The organism is Chloroflexota bacterium, assembly GCA_016887485.1.
In the GTDB taxonomy this organism is placed as follows: domain Bacteria; phylum Chloroflexota; class Anaerolineae; order Anaerolineales; family Anaerolineaceae; genus Brevifilum.
On sequence record CP069394.1, the window covers coordinates 1,448,101 to 1,465,834 of the forward strand.

Sequence of the window (17,734 nt, forward strand, 5' to 3'; positions counted from 1 at the left end):
TTCTGGACATACTTTTTTGCATAAATTGACAATCAGGGCAAATAATTGGCTGCTTGTAGAAATGCCACCGTTTTTTGACATCGTTCATCTGAAAAGAAACGATTAAGAGCCTGTTCAAATACCGACCCAGATTCACTGATTCCTGCAAAGAGAGTCAACGAGGATTGAAATTTCATTGTATCGGGCTGACCAAAGATGGAAAATGCAGATGAACTATCCCCTGCAAGCAGAACCGCCACACATTTACGCAGGCGCGATCCCAATAAAGGATGTTTCAGATAGGCCTGGGCTTCCTCAACACTTTTGATGGCGTATAGTCGTGAAGTGGGACTAAAACCCAAACCGGTCACCTGCGGAAAGACAAACCACATCCAATGGGTGCGTTTTCGGCCCGAGCGCAGCTCAGCCAGCACCTCGGTGTAAACCGGTTCCTGTGCAGTTACAAAACGTTGAAGATCAAAGCTATCCAACTGAGACATCTGCCCACCCCATGCCAATTTTCGTCATTCTAAATCAAACCCGGCCAGCATACTCCTGAAAAGGACGTGGCGCTGGCCGGGATGTTGATATCCTAAGCAGATAAAATCCGATTAAGCTTCTTTCTGCTCCATAGCATTGAATGCCTCTTGCTTCTCCTGATGAAGCAGCAGAACATCGTCCTGGACTTTCTTCAAGTATTTCCCGCGTAAGGGGAACCAAATCAGAATAATCGCACCAAGTATACAAGCCGCACCCGGGATAACCCCAGCAAAGATTTTCATACCTTGAATCGCCTCAGCCGGCTGATTGAGGATGATCTCACCTTCATTAGAAGCACGGGTGAGGAAATTGGTCGTTTCCAAAATAAAGGGGATGATCCAAATCGCAATGGACTGCGCTGGTTTGGTGATCAAGGCATTGACGCCAAAAAAAGCGCCCTCCCGCCGAGCCCCGGTACGCAGCTCATCTTCATCAGCAACCTGGGCAAAAAGGACATTGGTCAACGTCTGCGGGCCGGAAAGCCCAAAGCCCGCCAGGGCGATACAGACCGGAATCAGCGATTTTGGCACTATGGCAATCGCCATCAACCCAATTCCCGCCAGAACTAATAAGAACTGTTGGGCTCCCACTACCCCTAACCACTTTCGGAAATAGGTTGTGAGCGGGATCCCGATGATGAGCGGCACAAACAGGAAAACCAAAAGCTGCATCGCCGGCCACTGCAGCACATAATCCGCCAGATAATAAATCGAACCCAGGATGAGTGAACTCATCAGGATCGACATAAAGTTCTCCGAGACGAGGACCAGGAAAGACTTGCTGGTGAAGGTAAATTTGATCGCATCCCACAAGGGCACATCCTTGTCCATCGTGACAAATTCACGCCGCTCTTTGACCTTGAAGGTAGTGAGCATGATCAGCCCCGCGCTGATGATAGCAACAATCACCATCGCAATATAAAGCGGCATAAGGGAAGTATCCCCAGTCTTGGGGCGTACCATATCAGGGATGAGAAAGCCCAACAAGGTCCCCAGCATCCCAAAGAGTGAACTGGAAATCTGCAGGCCATTGCGCTGCGCATCCGACTCAGTCACTTCCGGCAGAAGTGCAGAATAGACCAGGCCAACGATGGTATAGCAGGTGTCATATAGCAGCATTGTCACCAGCATCCACCAGAAAAGGGCCTGTTGGCCGGCTTGCGGAGGCGCAAACCAGACCAGAACAAAGGTCAGGGCCAGGAAAGGCGCAGTGTATCGCATATAAGGGATGCGCCGGCCTTTCTTGCTGCGGGTGCTGTCGGTGATATAACCAAAGAGCGGGTCATTGAATGCGTTCCAGATCGCATAAATCGTCGCTGCGATGCCGATCCAGGTGGCGTTGAGCCCCAGGTAATCCTGGTAAAAGATGGTCAACAGCCCGCCATAAATGCCGGAGATCAATGACGTTCCCAGGGCAGCTAAGCCCCAATGGACTTTATAACTTAGACTGAGCTTTTTCGGTGCATGTACAGTATGTTCTGACATCTAACTCTCTCCTCTTTGATGCTTATGATTAGGGGGCAGTTGGCATAATCTCCTTGAGCGCCCTATAGCCGATGACGTGGATACCTTCGTTTTTAATGAACTCGCGGGTGGCTTCACTCATAAAAGTCTCGTAATCAGCAACCCGGCAATCCCAGGATTTGGTGATATGACGTAATTCTGGTGTGTCTTTGGAAGGATGGATGATGAAATGGGTCAGTCCCGGTTTGAGCGCTTGCAGGGCTTGCTTGGCCTGTTCAAAGCGATTGTTCGCATCCACCAATTCCAACCCGGAAAGGCCATCCAACAGCGGGACGCCCATTTCTTCCAGTGTGTTTATCAATTCCACGGCCATTGCTGCAGCCTCGTTATCCACATCAGGTCGGGCGGCGAAAGCCTCTGCGGTCATTCTGGGGATCATTGGGGGCAGGCCATACTTGATCGCCAATTGAACATAACCGGGGATGATGCCGGGATGGGCAACGGAGCCCATGTGCGTATCCATATGGGTCAGGTTCATACCAGCCTGCAAAGCCCGCTGGATCTGCATCTCCAATTCTTGGATGGCGGCTTCAGGTTTGGCATTTGACCACACACCTTCGGATTTCTTGTGAAGGAAACCCTCTTCATCCATCAAACCGGTTTCGGGATCGCGGGTACTGATTGGCCCCCAGCGGTAGGTGTCCCACTCGCTGGTCAGGGTCATATGGGCACCAAGGTCCGCTTCGGGATGCGCCACGGCAAATTTGGCCGCTTCGAGGAACCAGGGACAGGGCACCATCACTGCGCCACTGGAGATCAGGCCAAATTCCACCAGATCGGCGAAGGCGTCCACGGATGCCTGGCACATGCCGATGTCATCTGTATGGATAATGATCACCAGATCATCATTGGAAAATCCGAGTTTCTTTAGTACGGGGTTGGGTTGCATGAGAACTCCCTTTTGGTTTCGTTGGAAAGGCTCTATCAATTATAAATAATTTTTAGGCAAACTGCACCAAAGATAAGGAAAATTCACCGAAGAAACGGACTAATTTAACTGTTTATCGAGAGTTTTTATTGCTATACGAAAGGTTATACCGGTAAATGCTTGACACCTAGGGGTAGGCATGTTAAAACTGAACTCGCTTAGGCCGCAACTGCCCTAGCAGTCAAATCCGCATTATACTAAGGCATTATGAAAATCATTCAAGTCATCCCGACCTATAATGAAGCTGAGAACCTCCCCTTACTGGTGAATGCCTTGCTTTCCCAGGGAATCAAGGGGCTTAATCTTTTGATCGTGGATGACAACAGTCCCGATGGAACCGGCGCGGTCGCAGACCAACTGGCCGGCGAGTACCCGAACCAGGTTTCTGTTCTGCATCGCCAGGGCAAGGAAGGACTCGGTAAAGCCTACATTCAGGGTTTCAAGCAGGCCTTGGATCAGGGCGCAGAAGTAATTGGGATGATGGATGCCGATCTCAGCCATCCCCCTGACCGCCTGCCTGCCCTGCTGGATGCGCTGGATGAGGCGGATGTCGTGATTGGTTCCCGATACACACCCGGCGGCAGCGTAGATAAAACCTGGCCGCTATTCCGCAAGTTCCTCTCCTGGTTCGGCAACACCTATGCCCGGACCATCCTGGGATTGCCCATCAAAGACACCACCGGCGGTTTCCGGCTCTGGCGGCGGGAAGCGCTGGAGGCCATCCCCTTCAATGAAAGCCGCTCCAGCGGTTATGTTTTCATCGTGGAGTTAGCCTACATGGCAAAACTGGCGGATTTGAAATTTGCTGAGGTGCCTATCTATTTCGCTGAACGCAGTCACGGGGATTCCAAGATGTCCTTGCGCATCCAAATTGAGGCGGCCTTCCGCGTTTGGCAGCTCAGACGGCTCTACCGCGATCAATAACCCCCATTCATAACCAATTTAACGGGCTGTAAACACCTTCACCAGGCGAATCCACTCATCCAGGGTGAGGTTCTCCGGCCGTGCCCCAGGTTCAATTCCGGCCTGCTCCAGTGTCAGCGTGACGGCATCAGCGTCACCGTCCAACAGGGGCCGCAGGGAGTTCCGAAGCATCTTCCGCTTCTGGTTAAAGGCGGCATGGGCCAATTTGAAGAGGTCATCCATCTCAGCCTCAGTGAGCAAGGGCTGTTCATATAAATCCACCACCAAAACGTTGGAATCGACTTTAGGGGCAGGAAGGAAACACTGGGCCGGGATCTGACTGCTGATTCGGGGGACACCATATACCAGCACCGACAGCGAAAGCAAGCTCATCTTCTCATCGCGATTGATGATCCGCTCCGCCACCTCTTTTTGCATAGTCAGCACCAGCCTGGCCGGGCGGATTTTAGCTTCCAGCAGATGCCGGATGACCGCAGAGGTGATGTAATACGGAATATTGGCGATCACCAGATAGCCATCCTCCTGGAAAAGTGTTTCAGGAGGAATCTCCAAAATATCCCCTTTCACCAGGTAGATATTCGAAAAAGGTGCTGTGACCGATTCCAAAGCGGGAAAAAGATGCTCATCAATTTCAATTGCCGTGACGGATTGAGCACTGTCTGCCAACAAGCGGGTCAGGCTGCCCAAGCCGGCGCCGATTTCCAGCACACGGTCACCTGGCCCAACGCCGGAATCACGCACGATCTTGAGCAGGGCGTTATGATCCGCGAGGAAATTTTGCCCCAATGACTTTTGGGGACGCAGGTCATATTTCTGCAGGAGTTCGGGAATGCGCAGGGGATCGAGGGTCATGGTGTGATGATCGCTGGTATATATCGGTCGGGCACAGGAGTCAGGAAATACATGACGGTCCAGCCATTGACCCAGTTGATATCGTCTGTGTCACGATACGCCAGGTCAATCCAGGGTGTATTGCCGCTGCAGCCGCCGCAGACATCACCGATGATCCCATATCCATAGCCCTGCACATAAACCTGCAGGTCCGCCATTGCCAGGCCTTCCGGCACGGAATACCACCAGGGCATCACCGCTATAATTCCCTTCTGCAAGGGATAGCCGCCGGCGGTGCCATCATAACAATTGCCATAGGCATCGCAGGGCACGTAATAGGTGGCATAGACGCTCTTTTTGCGCCAATATTCAATCGTGATGCCATCCACAACCGCAGTCTGGATCACAATATCGGTGCCGTAACCCAGAATGCCGTCTTTGGCTTCGCTGGCTTGCCATGTGCCGTCACTATCCCGCCAGACTTCTTCCCCATCGGCGTAACGAACACGCACACGGGAGGCATAAATCCCCATCTGCCCGGGTTCAACCACCGAGGTCTCATCGAGCGGTGTGGTGGGGTCTTCAACATAGGAATTGGCATAAGCCACTTCATCCGTGGCAATTTGGATTTCTTCATGCACCCGAACCAGCTCGATCTGCCCATCCTCGGGCAAGTCAGCCGTTTCAGCAGGTATGCTGTAATCCAGATCCTGCAGGGGGATATCCAGTGCCAGCAGTGCGCCGCCCACGGTTTCCGCAGCAGTCATCCCGCTCACCATCTTGCCATCCACCATAACGGTCACGGCTCGTACTTTGCGGATGCTCACCATCAGGGGACCATCCATAGGTGTTGCCAGGTCAAGTGAGACCACATCCTGAGGAGATAGAGCGATCTGCGCCTCCTCCAGGGCTGCTCCGAGGGTGGTTTCAGCGCTATAGATCGTCGTGATCTGATTGCCAATTTCCAGAGTGATCGGCTGGGCTGGCAGGTATTGCATCACAAAACCCTCGGTGGTGTTAAGGGATTCCAGAGCATCCACCTTCGCACCATTCACGCGGACCTGATCATTGGGGTAAAGCGGTATCTCCACCTGTTCGAGCAGGTTCGCGGGAATCGATTCAGCGGACCGAATCGAAATTTCATATTCAGGGGTAGAAAGGACTACTTCTCGGGCGGTCTGAACGGTCACCAGGGGCGTATTCCAGATCAGGCGGCCTTGACTGGGCTGCGACTTATTCGCCGAGTCACCGGGCAGGCCGGCTGCCCGCAGCACACCCGACACGGTCAGCGCCGGGGTGCGGACAGTCTGGGCCGTACCGTTGATCACAACGGTCACTGTTCGCAGCAGGCCGAAAAAGATCAACACCATCCCGGCCAGAATCGCGAGGATGGCTGCCGGGAAAAGTATTCTCTTGTTTTTATTCAAGTTTTGTTTGATTGTGTCAAATTTAGTCATTTTTAAACATCCGGAACCGAGTTCTCATCGTTCTGGGATATTTTTGCAGTATAACACACCCAATAAATTTGGCAAGTGAGGGGAGAGAAAAATCACATACCAATTAATTCATTTACTCGCAATGACAAGAACAGGTTGTCATTGCCCCTAGTCTCGAGGATGAGAGTTACGAATTTAGATTACTCAATTTGCGGGATTTAACCATAAAGATTGATTTGGATAATTCCTAATGGGCAATCGGAGAAATCAATGGCATCAAACACGGTTTTTGATTATGGATCATCCACAACTTGGTCGAAATAATAAATACTCACCCAGCTTAATTAGGAGGGCCTAAGGCTATCCGCGCCTTAATTTGATTCAGCGAACCCCTACTTGAAAAAATCTCGTCAACCCACCATGTTGCACCCGCATCCTGATATTCTTGGACCATAGCCCTGTCCTTGGCAACATCTTCACCAGTAGTCAGCCCATATTTTATAATGTCAAACGCATCGGTAGATTTTCTGTTTTTTGTTATATAAGAGGATATCTCCCTGATCACTTCAGGCGTGATCGGCCCTGCACTCCACTGACGTGGCAAAACGCCTTCCCAGCGAGCTGCACGAGTTAAGGGCCGTTTAAATGGCCAATGAGATGCAACCCAAACTGGAATTCTTGGGGTTTGAATTGGCGTTGGCTGGAATAACGTATCTAAAATCTGATAATGTTTTCCTGAAAACGAATATTCTTGACCAGATTGAAGGCCAGCGATAATTTCCAGGCTTTCATCCAGCATCTCTGCTCGTTTTTTTGGATTAGTGACCTCCCCAAAAGATTGAAAGTCCTTATTGACCAAATCGCCTAGCCCGACTCCTAAAATTACCCGGCCACCTGATATATGATCCAATGTGATAATTTCCCGCGCAACCTTCCATGGTCTACGCCTTGACAATGGCGTGATCATTGTCCCTATGCGTATCGTTTTAGTCACAGTGGCGATCGCCGCTAAACACATCCAGGAATCAACTATGGGTGATTTACCTCTCCCACCAATATGGTCCCAGATAAAAAAGCCATCCCAACCCGACTTCTCAGCTAACTCAGCGAGGTTGATCAGAACAGTTGGGTTTCCATAATCCTTCCCCGTATTCGGCAACATCAAACCAAATTTCATTTTATCCTCACTGAAGAAATTGACTTAAGAGGCATGTTATTTGTTCAGTTTTCTGGTTAATTCTTATCCATTAATTTCCATACTTACTTAACAATTTTAGCATACCCACCTTAAAGCCAATATATTTATTATGTTTAGAACAATATTGGAGGATTTCTATGTAAAGGATAATTAGCCAGTTTTAGGATATCTTCAAGAGAAATCGTAATAACTCTTCCGGCCAGGGCTCTTCATCCGGGTTGGTAAACTGGATCCGGTAGGCATTCTTGCCAACCATCACCGGCCGCGGGAACTCCCGCAGCTTACGGGACTTGACGCCCTCTGGCAGCGGCGGGTAGCGCAGCACCAGCTGGCGGCCTTCAAACCCGACCGAAGCCACCCCCGCGTTGGCAGCCAGCAGCTTCACCCGGATTTGATAGATCAGGTTTCGTACCTGCTCAGGCAGCGGTCCAAAGCGGTCCTCAAATTCCATTTCGATGGTGACCAGTTCAGCCTCATCTTTGATATCCGCCAGCCGCCGGTAGAGCTTAAGTCGCAGGCTCTGATCGGAGATGTAAAAGTCTGGAATCCCAATTGACAGCGGCAGGTTGACCACCGTCGGGATGATCAGCGAGGCATCCAACAAGGCCGCGTCCTCAGGACCCTCCAGGTCGGAGGCCATCCGGAACTGCTTGACCGCTTGCGCCAACAGCTTGGTATAGAGATGGAACCCGACGGAGGCGATATACCCCGATTGGCGAGTGCCCAGCATCTCACCGGCGCCGCGCATTTCAAGGTCCCGCATGGCAATGGCATAACCCGAACCAAGCTGGGTATTCTCCGCCAGCACTTCCAACCGCTCCTGTCCATCAATGGTGGGCGGTTTGACCCGGTGACGGAATAGATAGGCATAGGCCCGTTGTGCACCGCGCCCCACCCGCCCGCGCAACTGATAGAGCTGCGCCAGACCAAAAGTGTCCGCCCGATCCACAATCAGGGTGTTGGCGTTGGGAATATCCAACCCGGACTCGATGATCGAAGTGCAGAGCAGGATATCAATCTCACCGGCGCCGAACTCATGCATCACATCCGCCAGCTTATGCTCATCCATCTGTCCATGCCCAATCCCAATCCGAGCTTCCGGCACCAGCTTCTCCAGGTGACTCTGCATGGCCTGGATGGTCTGCACGCGGTTGTGCACGAAGAAGATCTGCCCGCCGCGTTCCAACTCGCGCACCACGGCCTGACGGACCAGTTTCGGGTCATAGGGACCAATATGAGTCACAATCGGCAGCCGTTCTTCCGGCGGCGAGCTGATGGTGGAAATATCCCGCACCCCCGTCAGCGCCATATAGAGCGTGCGCGGGATGGGCGTGGCTGTCAGGGTCAGCACATCCACTGATTTACGCAGCTGTTTCAGGTGTTCCTTATGAGCCACACCGAAACGCTGTTCCTCATCAATCACCACCAGGCCAAGGTCTTTAAATGAGACATCCTGAGACAGCAGCCGGTGGGTGCCAATCACGATATCCACATTCCCCTGGCGCAGGTCCTTGATGATCCGGTCCTGCTGTTGGGGTGTGCGGAAGCGGGAGAGCATCTCAACCGTCACCGGGAAAGCAGAGAGGCGCGAGCGGAAAGTGTCATAATGCTGCTGAGCCAGCACCGTGGTCGGCACCAGCACAGCCACCTGCTTGCCATCCATCACAGCCTTGAAAGCCGCCCGCAGGGTCACTTCCGTCTTGCCATAACCGACATCACCGCAGAGCAACCGATCCATCGGGCGGGCCGCTTCCATATCTCCTTTGATCTCGGTCAGAGCCTGCAGCTGATCCTCAGTCTCGATATAGGGGAAGCTGGCCTCCAATTCCCGCTGCCAGGGTGTATCACCGCTGAAGGCATAACCCTCGGCCACCTGGCGGGAGGCATAGAGTTCCAGCAGCTCCCCGGCCACTTCCTGCACGGCCTCACGGACCTTGGATTTCGTAGCCTGCCAGGTCACACCACCCAGACGGGAAACATGAATCGATTGGCCCTCCGCCCCAACATAACGGGTCAGCCGGTCAGCATGGTGGATCGGGACAAAAAGCTGGTCCTGTTCCGCATATTCCACGCACAGATATTCCTGCTGGACGCCGTCCTGACTGCGCTGCACCAGGCCGGTATACTTGCCAATGCCGTGATCGACATGCACCACCCAGTCACCGGGCTGCAGGTCGGCATAGCTCGATTCCGGCGCTTCAGCCGTCGGGCGATAACGCCGGCGGGGCTGCGGCCGGGACCAGCCGAAAATCTCATCATCAGTCAACAGGTGGATCGGCGTGCCGCTGGGCGGCCGGAGCGTCCAGCCGCCAGCCAGCGTACCCTCGATGAAGCGAGTGGCAGTCAGGGTTTCCGAAGGCTCATCCAGCAGCATCTGCTGTTCCTGCCAGAGATCGCGCAAGCGCTGGGCCTGGCGTGAGACGATCACCCAATCCTCACCTTTTTGTTCCAGCTCCGCCAGGAAGTCAATGAAGTCCCGCAGTTTGCCTGCAAAGCGCGGTCCAGGCTCAAAGGACGCCGCCAGCCGGGGGATGTCCGGGGCATGGGTATGTCCCAGCTCTACCACGGGGCGGCTGCCCAGGCGGTCTTCCAGCTCTGACCAGGTGAGATAAGGCACAGGGAAATCTTCAGGCAGTTCACCTTCCTGAATGGCCTCTTCCCGGCGGGAAAGGCTCTCTTCCTCAATATCCATCACCGCGGCGGAGATAAACTCCTGCCCATCCAGAGCGATCAGGGTGTTCTCGGGGAGGAAATCCAGCATCGAGCCGGCCATCGAATGGGCCAGGGGGATCTGGAACTCTTTTAGTTCCTGCAGCTCAATGCCCGCTTTCTGCGCCGCCACCGGCAGGATCTCCCGGGCCGGGGGGATCGTCAGCACTTCCACGGATTCCACAGTACGCTGGGTGGCCGGGTCAAAGGCGCGCATTGTGTCAATTTCATCGCCAAAGAACTCGATCCGCACCGGTTTGGGTTCACCCGGCGACCAGACATCCAGAATGCCGCCGCGCCGGGAGAACTGCCCGGCTTCGACCACAATGTTGGCATATTCATAGCCAATATCCACCCAGGCGCGGGTCAGCTCATCGGGCGTGACCTGCTGGCCCAGCCGTAGCGTGCGGGTGTTTTTGAGATAGTCCCTGCGGGGAATGGTGCGGGTCATCAAGGCCCGGATAGGCGTCACGATCACAGGCGGCACTTTGGGCGAAGGGGCATTTGGGATCAGCGTGCGGGCGAGCATCGTCAGCACCTGCAAGCGGTCCCGCCGGGTGCCCTTGCCCCAACCAGCCTGCTCATAGAACAGCGGATTGGGTTCGGGGAAGTAATAGGCGGGGATATCCCGCAGCCAGAATTGCAGCTCATCATAAAGCGCCAACGCACGGTCGGCGCGGTTGGTGATCAAGAGGATCGGCTGCTTCAGGTCATCCTGCAGCCTCGCCACCAGCGGCAGGCGGGCAGCGCGCGGCAAACCCAGGCCGCGGGCGGTGGTCACCGTTTCCGCGCCTGATCCTAACCGGGCCAGCAGGTCCTGGTAGGCGGCGAGCTTACCGATCCGATCCAATAAGGGCATCAGTCCTCGTCAAACACTTTCCCGTTGAAAGTGGTCATCGCTTTATCAATCCCATCCACGATGAACATCCGGATGGCTTCCACTGCGGTCTCCCGCAGGCCGGGGAGCCATTCGATCTGATCCGCTTCAAAATCATGCAGGACATAATCCTTGGGGTCCATCCGTCCCGGTGGACGGCCGATCCCCACACGCAGACGGGCGAAATCCCGGGTGCCCAGGCGTTTCACGATCGATTCCATGCCGCGCTGGCCACCCGTCCCACCGGAGGGACGCAGCCGAAGTGTGCCAAAGGGCAGGTCCAGGTCGTCATGCACCACCAGCAGGTGGTCATTCGGCACCTTGAAGAACCGCATCAGCGAACCGACCGACTGGCCGGAGTCGTTCATGTAGGTCTGGGGCTTGGCAACCACCACAGCCTCGCCGGCAAAGCTGCCCTTGCCCATCAGCGCGCGGAATTTCACCCGGGTCAGGGGAATGGAAGCCAGTTCCCCCAGGGTGTCCGCCACCAAAAAGCCGGCGTTGTGGCGATTCATACGATATTGCGGTCCGGGGTTGCCCAGGCCAACGATCAAATAGGGTGCGTTTTCGCTCTTCATAAATAGTCTCATCATCGGTTCTTTCAAGATTTGTGACGCGCTAAAGGGCCGTAAAACGCGTTTACGGGCCTTTGAAATATGAACATCAGACCTTTAAGTTTAGCACAAAAAGGGAAAGGGTGAATAGGGGATGGGGGTGGATGGAAATGAATGATCAAGCTTAGATGTATTGGGAAAAGCTGGGAACCACAGGCCTCATCCTTCCACTTCTTGGCTATCTATTAAATTGATCTACAATGTCTACCGGGGGAGAGATAGGGACTATAGACTCCTTATTAAGGATTTATAGTTTTCTTGTATGACTTTAGGTAGTTTTTGATATTGGAGCCAATGATCACAATCTGGTTCTTTATGAAATAACATAACAGTTGTTTCATGAAATCGGCTCATATTGACATCTGTACTTGTAGATGAATATTTAACAATTCTCGAATAATTCTTAAATGCTTCAAAATCGTTATACAAAACATATGTATCAACGTTAAACATTGGATCATCATTAGGATCTATCCTATATACCTTTACTTTGAAGATATTTGGATCCGACCTAGTCGCAATACAACCTATAACATCACACGAAAACTGAATATTATCCAAGGGCGTCTTTGAAATATCAATTTCAACTCCATCGGGTTGTTCAATGAGTTGTTTTACATAAGGCTCCCAATATTCCCTCTTCATAGTAAGAGTTTTAGTCTTGAAGATAACTCCACCTAAATATTCTCTGAGTCTCGGAGCGTTATGTTCAGGCTCAAAATTTGGCATGATTATTCCTCTAATAAACCTCGTTGATACCATTCATCATCCTGGTGCCTTTGTTCACACCTATAAGTTTGGTTCATCTATCGGATTGGTGGCTTATCAAATTGAATGCTTCTAAAAGTCCCTCAACCAAAATATTAAATCTCTTAAGGTGCCTCCAGGAAACAACACAAATGAATTTTTAAGATTTAATTTTATTATAACCAGGTTGGTTGCATCAATCATTTGTAATTTGAGATATCTACAAGTGAATTCTCGAAGCTAATATTTTTTACTACCGTCTGAAGTTCAGCTTCCTTGTCTTATCCCCCAGTTTGGTCGTATTCAGCAGGATCACAATCACAATTGCCAGCCCGCCGATGCCCAAGAAGCCCATCACCACATAGGGGAAGAGCAGCTTCACCGGGATGAAATTTCCCTCATAGGGCGTCAGGTTGTAATCGGCGGTGAGGATGATCGTATCGCCCCCCTGCAGCAGGTCCGTCACGGTGACATCCCAGATCGCCGTGCCTGCCTCTGGCTGGTCGCCGTTGGTGTTCAAAATTTGGGGCGTCTCCAGCGTGACGGTGTAACGGGCCCCGGTCAGGTCCATCAAGTTCACGCCCGGGATCGCCAGATTGGTATTCTGAAGGTCCAGGACCTGGCTAAAATAATAGCCCTCATCGGTCTCATCTACTGCCAAAACAGCCATCCCAATCCGCCGGTCGGTTTGTAGCAGCGCGGCGAAATCGCTCACGGCCAGGTCCACCGTATCCCAGGTGTAGCCCTCGTCTTCATAGTGATCGGTCGTCACCTCAGTCACCAGCTCATCCGACATCAGGGTCGCCAGCAAGCTCTCCAATGACATCCCATCCGGGATCTGCTCCTGAAAGGCTTCGTAGGATTCCGTTTCCACCCCAAGGGCAAAATGCAGCAATGCGGAGCCGTCCTGGTTAACGAGCATATCCTGCCGCAAGTTCACACACCCGCTCAGCAGGAAGAGGATCAGCAGACCGATCAGTAATTGAAAAAGTCGTCGTCGTTTCATGATAAATCTCAGGCGATTCTACCCCAATTCACGCCAGCGGGGCATGGCTGCAGGCCTCAAGCCCTCAATTATCCTCCCGCTGGACAAAGCGCCGGCCCACGCCCCGCACGGTCTCAAGATATTCGTGCTCAGGGTCCAGTTCGGCCAGCCGGTTGCGCAGGCGGCTGAAGGCGTTATCAATGGCAGCGCTCTCGATGCCGCCAACCGCTTCCGGCCAGAGGGCATCGGCGATCATCTCGTTGGTGACCACTTCGCGCTGATGATGGAACAAGACCGCCAAAAGGTCAAACTGCTGCTGCGAAAGCGGCGGATCCAACTCGTTATTATGCACATAGACTTCCCGGTTGAGCTCGTCCAGCCAGACGCCCGGGGTGCGCATCTGCATATCCGATTCCAGCAGTGTGTCTTCGGGGTCCATAAATCGGAACATGCACACACTGCCAATCTGGATTTCATCGTGATTATGCAGGGGGATTGGCTCGCCTGGTTCGATCCGGGCTTTATTGCGAAAGACGCCATTCTTGCTGAAAAGGTCGGCAATCGTCCAATAGACCCCCTCGCTGCGGATCTCAGCATGGTGACGGGAGATAAAGGGTGAATCCAGGGAGATATCTGCGGAAGGGTCACGGCCAATGACACAGACCTTCCCTTGAATCTGCACCTGCTCCCCTTCATTGATTCCAGAGATAAACAACAGCTTTGGGTTTTCTTTCTCCGGCTGCATCTGGCCTCCCAATCCAATCTGATCTAGCGGGGTCATCATGCCTTAAATCATAGCATAGGCGCTCCATTTAATCTAATCTGGGAACGTTGTTTTGTAAAATATAAACGCGGCAATATTTGCCTATCTCGTTTTATTTGTTGAAGGGAGTTATCATGAAAAAGCGTCTTCTACTAGCCCTCTCCACCCTTGTCATCCTCACACTGATCCTGAGCGCCTGCAAATTACCTTTCACGCTGCCTCAGGCCACCGTTGAGGAAGTCGCTGAGAGTGAGACCGCTGCGCCCACTGAAGAAAGCACTGAACCGGTCGAGACAGCCACTGAAGCACCGACTGAGGAAGTCCTCCCCACCGAAACAGAGACTCCCGAAGTGACCGGAGAGGTCATCCCCACAGAGGAACCCCAGACCAGCGGTTTTGGCACATATGGCCCCACCGATTTCCCGGATGGGATCAACCCCCTGACCGGCCTGGCGACCGATCTAGAATTGCTCAAACTGCCCCCCGCGCTGATCTCCGTCTCCAACTTCCCCGCCTCAGCCCGGCCGCAATCCGGTTTGAACACCAGCCCAATGGTCTTTGAGATCACCATTGGTGAAGGCATGACCCGTTTCCTGGCGATGTTCTACGGCGCATATCCCGAAATGGTCAGCGGCCTGACCGAAGGACAGGGTTTCAGCATTTCCTCCGGTGACGACAGCGGGGATTCGAGCGGTAGTTCGGGCGAAGCTGCTGCCGCCAATTCAGCCAGCATCGGACCAATCCGTTCCGGCCGGCTGCCCTATGAAGATATCCGCTCCCTTTTCTCGGGTTTCCTGGTGATGGCTTCAGCCTACAGCGGCGTGGCCCAGAACCTGAGTGACACTACCAACATCTTTGGCTCCGACAGTGACGACATCAACAGCGCGCTGATTGACGTCAGCCAGCTGTATAACATCGCCCTGTCCCGGTCCGAAACCTATCCCGGCTCCAATTTCAACCTGGATGGGATGAAATTTTCGCCCGACATTCCAGAAGGCGGCAAAAAAGCCGATACGGTCTGGCTCTTCTATAGTAATTTGAACCAAATTCAATGGCGCTATGATGAAGCGCTTGGCGCTTATATCCGCTATGACATCAAAACCGATGGCAGCGGTGAATTTGTGATGTCCACTGACCGGCTGGATGGCAAACCGATCACCCGTGAAAACGTGATCGTGCTTTACGCCCTCCATACATATTACGCCCCCACCCTGATCGACATTGCCCTGACCAATATGCCCCCGATGAAAGCCCTGCTCTTCCGGGATGGTCAGGCTTTTGAAATCAATTGGACCACCCAATATGGCGAGTATGAGAAAGAAACCGGTCTGCTGCGGCCCATCCGTTACATTGACGAAAATGGCGATCCGGTGGCCCTCAAAAACGGCCAGACCTGGGTGGAAGTGATGTCCACCACGAGTTTTGCAGTCGAATCGGAGATCAGTGAGTACCCCTTCTTCCCCATAAAAGAAGCGGATGGTACCGGCCTCTGGCTGGTCCGCTATAAAGGTACCTACTAGTTAGCTCTTCATTACTCTCTCCTGAAGAATCAACCCTCCAGATGAGCAGGAGGGTTGATTGATTCTGGGTTAATGTAACCTGAGATATTTTAAGGTCATCTAAAAGGTAGTTTCTTGATTTTTATGACCTTTGATAGCATAATTATACTGTGGGAGAAGTGGTTTTCTGTGCTTCTTTTCCACACGTTTTTTTATCAGGAAGAAAGGACCACCCTTTATCAATGGACACGAATGTCTTTACACACCTCAAAGTAGGGTTCACCCCAACACCACTTGACCGGAAGACGCCTGTACCTTCGGATATTGTTATTGCTCAGGACGCTGAACTTAAACCGATCTCACAGGTAGCAGATGAACTAGGGTTATTACCCGATGAATATGAATCGTACGGCCAATATATCGCCAAAGTCAGCCCCAACGTGCTGAAACGATTGAAGGACATACCGGATGGCAAGTATATTGACGTAACCGCCATCACCCCCACCCCGTTGGGCGAGGGCAAAACAACCACAACCGTCGGCCTAAGCCAGGCCCTCGGCGCACATCTTGGCAAACGCGTGATCACCGCCATCCGCCAACCCAGCCAGGGACCAACCTTTGGCATCAAGGGCGGCGCGGCAGGCGGCGGCTATAGCCAGGTGATTCCGATGGAAAACTTCAACCTCCATCTCACCGGCGACATCCATGCCATCACCGCAGCCAACAACCTGATTGCTGCTGCAATTGAAACCCGGATGTTCCACGAGTCCTATCAGAGCGATGAAAAGCTCTTCGAACACCTTTGCCCTGCAGATGAAAACGGTAACCGCAATTTTGGCATCGGCATGCTGGGGCGGCTTCGCAATCTCGGGATCGACAAAACCGACCCCAACGAGCTGACCGAAGATGAACGCCGGCGCTTTGTCCGGTTGAATATCAACCGGGAAACCCTCACCTGGCGGCGAGCCACCGATACCAATGACCGGATCCTGCGTGAGATCACGGTTGGTGAAGGGCCAAAGGAAAAGGATTTCGACCTCAAGACCAGCTTCTATATCACGGTCGCCAGCGAATTAATGGCTGTTTTAGCCCTGGCAACCAGCCTGGATGATATGCGTAATCGGATCGGCCGGATGGTGGTCGCCCTGGATATGGACGGCAACCCGGTCACCGTTGAGGATGTCGGTGTGGCGGGTGCTGCGACGGTTCTGATGAAGGACACGATCAAACCCACCCTGATGCAAACCCTGGAAGGCACTCCCGTCTTTGTGCACGCCGGACCCTTTGCCAACATCGCCCACGGCAACAGCTCCATCATGGCTGACATGATCGGGCTCAAGCTGGCCGATTATGTGATCACGGAATCCGGTTTCGGCTCCGACATGGGCATGGAAAAATTCTTCGATATCAAGTGCCGCTATTCCGGCAATATTCCGGATGTGGTCGTGCTGGTGGCAACGATCCGTGCGCTCAAGATGCACGGTGGCGGCCCCAAGGTGAAAGCCGGCAGCCCCTTAGCCCCCGAATATGAACACGAAAATCTGGACCTGCTCCGTAAGGGCATGGTTAATCTGATGGCCCATATCGACAATGCCAACAAGTTTGGTGTGCCGGTAGTCGTTGCCATCAATGAATTCCACACCGACACGCAGGCTGAACTCGACCTGGTCCGCCAGACCTGTTTGGACAGCGGCAAGGTTGTTGACGCCGTCGTGACTAATCACTGGGAAGAAGGTGGTGAAGGCGCTGTGGAACTCGGTAAAGCTGTCATCAAGGCAGCCGAGATGCCCTCTAACTTCAATTTCCTCTACCCGCTGGATCGTTCCGTAAAGGACAAGATCGAAACCATTGCCAAAGAGATCTATGGCGCTGAGGGTGTGGATTTTTCACCTGAAGCGGAAGAACAAATTGCCGAATATACCCGCCTGGGTTACGGCGACCTGCCGATCTGCATGGCCAAGACCCATCTGAGCCTCAGCCATGATCCAACACTCAAAGGACGTCCCGAAGGTTTCCGAATCCCGATCCGGGAAGTTCGGGCCTCCATTGGCGCAGGCTTCCTTTATCCCATCGCCGGTCCCATCCTGTTGATGCCCGGTCTGCCCACCCGGCCGGCCTACTATGACATTGACATTGACATGAAAACCAATAAGGTGCTTGGCCTCTCCTAGCCCAGCCTCT

The 17,734-nt window shown here is 53.1% G+C and carries 14 protein-coding genes; 3 read left to right on the forward strand and 11 right to left on the reverse strand.

Annotation, left to right across the window (positions count from 1 at the left end; genetic code table 11):
- Positions 1-32 precede the first annotated feature (32 nt).
- The 3 genes from JR338_06490 to JR338_06500 all read right to left on the reverse strand — a co-directional run bounded on the left by JR338_06490 (position 33) and on the right by JR338_06500 (position 2,931).
- Positions 33-479, reverse strand: a complete 447-nt coding sequence (locus JR338_06490) for a DUF1810 domain-containing protein (GenBank protein QRN82097.1) — start codon at positions 477-479, stop codon at positions 33-35.
- A gap of 111 nt (positions 480-590) precedes the next feature.
- Entirely contained in the window at positions 591-2,003 is a 1,413-nt protein-coding gene (locus JR338_06495; protein ID QRN82098.1) for an MFS transporter, read from the reverse strand.
- A 28-nt stretch (positions 2,004-2,031) separates the two neighbouring features.
- On the reverse strand, positions 2,032-2,931 hold the full coding sequence (locus JR338_06500) for a polysaccharide deacetylase family protein (GenBank protein QRN82099.1): 900 nt from the start codon (positions 2,929-2,931) through the stop codon (positions 2,032-2,034).
- 246 nt (positions 2,932-3,177) lie between these two features.
- Here JR338_06500 and JR338_06505 point away from each other — a divergent pair, with 246 nt between their 5' ends.
- Complete coding sequence (locus tag JR338_06505; GenBank protein ID QRN82100.1) at positions 3,178-3,894, forward strand: polyprenol monophosphomannose synthase; 717 nt, start codon at positions 3,178-3,180, stop codon at positions 3,892-3,894.
- Positions 3,895-3,912: 18 nt separating this feature from the next.
- Here JR338_06505 and rsmA read toward each other — a convergent pair whose 3' ends face one another.
- From rsmA to JR338_06545, 8 genes are all read right to left on the reverse strand, one after another.
- Positions 3,913-4,746, reverse strand: a complete 834-nt coding sequence (gene rsmA / locus JR338_06510; GenBank protein QRN82101.1) for a ribosomal RNA small subunit methyltransferase A — start codon at positions 4,744-4,746, stop codon at positions 3,913-3,915.
- Positions 4,743-6,182, reverse strand: coding sequence for a DUF348 domain-containing protein (locus tag JR338_06515; GenBank protein ID QRN82102.1), 1,440 nt, complete (start codon positions 6,180-6,182; stop codon positions 4,743-4,745). The genes rsmA and JR338_06515 overlap by 4 nt, the downstream gene beginning before the upstream one ends.
- Before the next feature lie 319 nt (positions 6,183-6,501).
- Positions 6,502-7,338, reverse strand: a complete 837-nt coding sequence (locus JR338_06520) for an LLM class flavin-dependent oxidoreductase (GenBank protein QRN82103.1) — start codon at positions 7,336-7,338, stop codon at positions 6,502-6,504.
- A 181-nt stretch (positions 7,339-7,519) separates the two neighbouring features.
- Positions 7,520-10,927 (reverse strand): transcription-repair coupling factor, encoded by a 3,408-nt coding sequence (gene mfd, locus JR338_06525; GenBank protein ID QRN82104.1) that lies wholly within the window; start codon positions 10,925-10,927, stop codon positions 7,520-7,522.
- On the reverse strand, positions 10,927-11,538 hold the full coding sequence (locus JR338_06530; protein ID QRN82105.1) for an aminoacyl-tRNA hydrolase: 612 nt from the start codon (positions 11,536-11,538) through the stop codon (positions 10,927-10,929). Before JR338_06530 ends, mfd begins: the two co-directional genes overlap by 1 nt.
- A 246-nt stretch (positions 11,539-11,784) precedes the next feature.
- Entirely contained in the window at positions 11,785-12,288 is a 504-nt protein-coding gene (locus tag JR338_06535) for a hypothetical protein (protein ID QRN82106.1), read from the reverse strand.
- Between the two features lie 271 nt (positions 12,289-12,559).
- Positions 12,560-13,312: a hypothetical protein gene (locus tag JR338_06540; protein ID QRN82107.1), complete on the reverse strand. Its 753-nt coding sequence runs from the start codon at positions 13,310-13,312 to the stop codon at positions 12,560-12,562.
- A gap of 64 nt (positions 13,313-13,376) precedes the next feature.
- A complete protein-coding gene (locus JR338_06545; protein ID QRN82108.1) occupies positions 13,377-14,075 on the reverse strand; it encodes an FHA domain-containing protein in 699 nt (232 codons plus the stop codon).
- A 113-nt stretch (positions 14,076-14,188) separates the two neighbouring features.
- Between JR338_06545 and JR338_06550 the strand changes: the two genes are divergently transcribed.
- Positions 14,189-15,574 (forward strand): DUF3048 C-terminal domain-containing protein, encoded by a 1,386-nt coding sequence (locus JR338_06550; protein ID QRN82109.1) that lies wholly within the window; start codon positions 14,189-14,191, stop codon positions 15,572-15,574.
- A gap of 221 nt (positions 15,575-15,795) precedes the next feature.
- Positions 15,796-17,724 carry a formate--tetrahydrofolate ligase gene (locus JR338_06555; protein ID QRN82110.1) on the forward strand — a complete coding sequence of 643 codons (1,929 nt, stop codon included), beginning with the start codon at positions 15,796-15,798 and terminating at the stop codon, positions 17,722-17,724.
- Positions 17,725-17,734: the final 10 nt, after the last annotated feature.

Coding starts and splice junctions, on each gene's coding strand:
- JR338_06555 (QRN82110.1), top strand. CDS start 15,796: ATGGACACGAATGTCTTTACACACCTCAAAGTAGGGTTCACCCCAACA.
- JR338_06495 (QRN82098.1), bottom strand. CDS start 2,003: ATGTCAGAACATACTGTACATGCACCGAAAAAGCTCAGTCTAAGTTAT.
- JR338_06515 (QRN82102.1), bottom strand. CDS start 6,182: ATGACTAAATTTGACACAATCAAACAAAACTTGAATAAAAACAAGAGA.
- JR338_06530 (QRN82105.1), bottom strand. CDS start 11,538: ATGATGAGACTATTTATGAAGAGCGAAAACGCACCCTATTTGATCGTT.
- JR338_06500 (QRN82099.1), bottom strand. CDS start 2,931: ATGCAACCCAACCCCGTACTAAAGAAACTCGGATTTTCCAATGATGAT.
- JR338_06535 (QRN82106.1), bottom strand. CDS start 12,288: ATGCCAAATTTTGAGCCTGAACATAACGCTCCGAGACTCAGAGAATAT.
- JR338_06505 (QRN82100.1), top strand. CDS start 3,178: ATGAAAATCATTCAAGTCATCCCGACCTATAATGAAGCTGAGAACCTC.
- JR338_06550 (QRN82109.1), top strand. CDS start 14,189: ATGAAAAAGCGTCTTCTACTAGCCCTCTCCACCCTTGTCATCCTCACA.
- JR338_06540 (QRN82107.1), bottom strand. CDS start 13,312: ATGAAACGACGACGACTTTTTCAATTACTGATCGGTCTGCTGATCCTC.
- JR338_06545 (QRN82108.1), bottom strand. CDS start 14,075: ATGATGACCCCGCTAGATCAGATTGGATTGGGAGGCCAGATGCAGCCG.
- rsmA (QRN82101.1), bottom strand. CDS start 4,746: ATGACCCTCGATCCCCTGCGCATTCCCGAACTCCTGCAGAAATATGAC.
- mfd (QRN82104.1), bottom strand. CDS start 10,927: ATGCCCTTATTGGATCGGATCGGTAAGCTCGCCGCCTACCAGGACCTG.
- JR338_06490 (QRN82097.1), bottom strand. CDS start 479: ATGTCTCAGTTGGATAGCTTTGATCTTCAACGTTTTGTAACTGCACAG.
- JR338_06520 (QRN82103.1), bottom strand. CDS start 7,338: ATGAAATTTGGTTTGATGTTGCCGAATACGGGGAAGGATTATGGAAAC.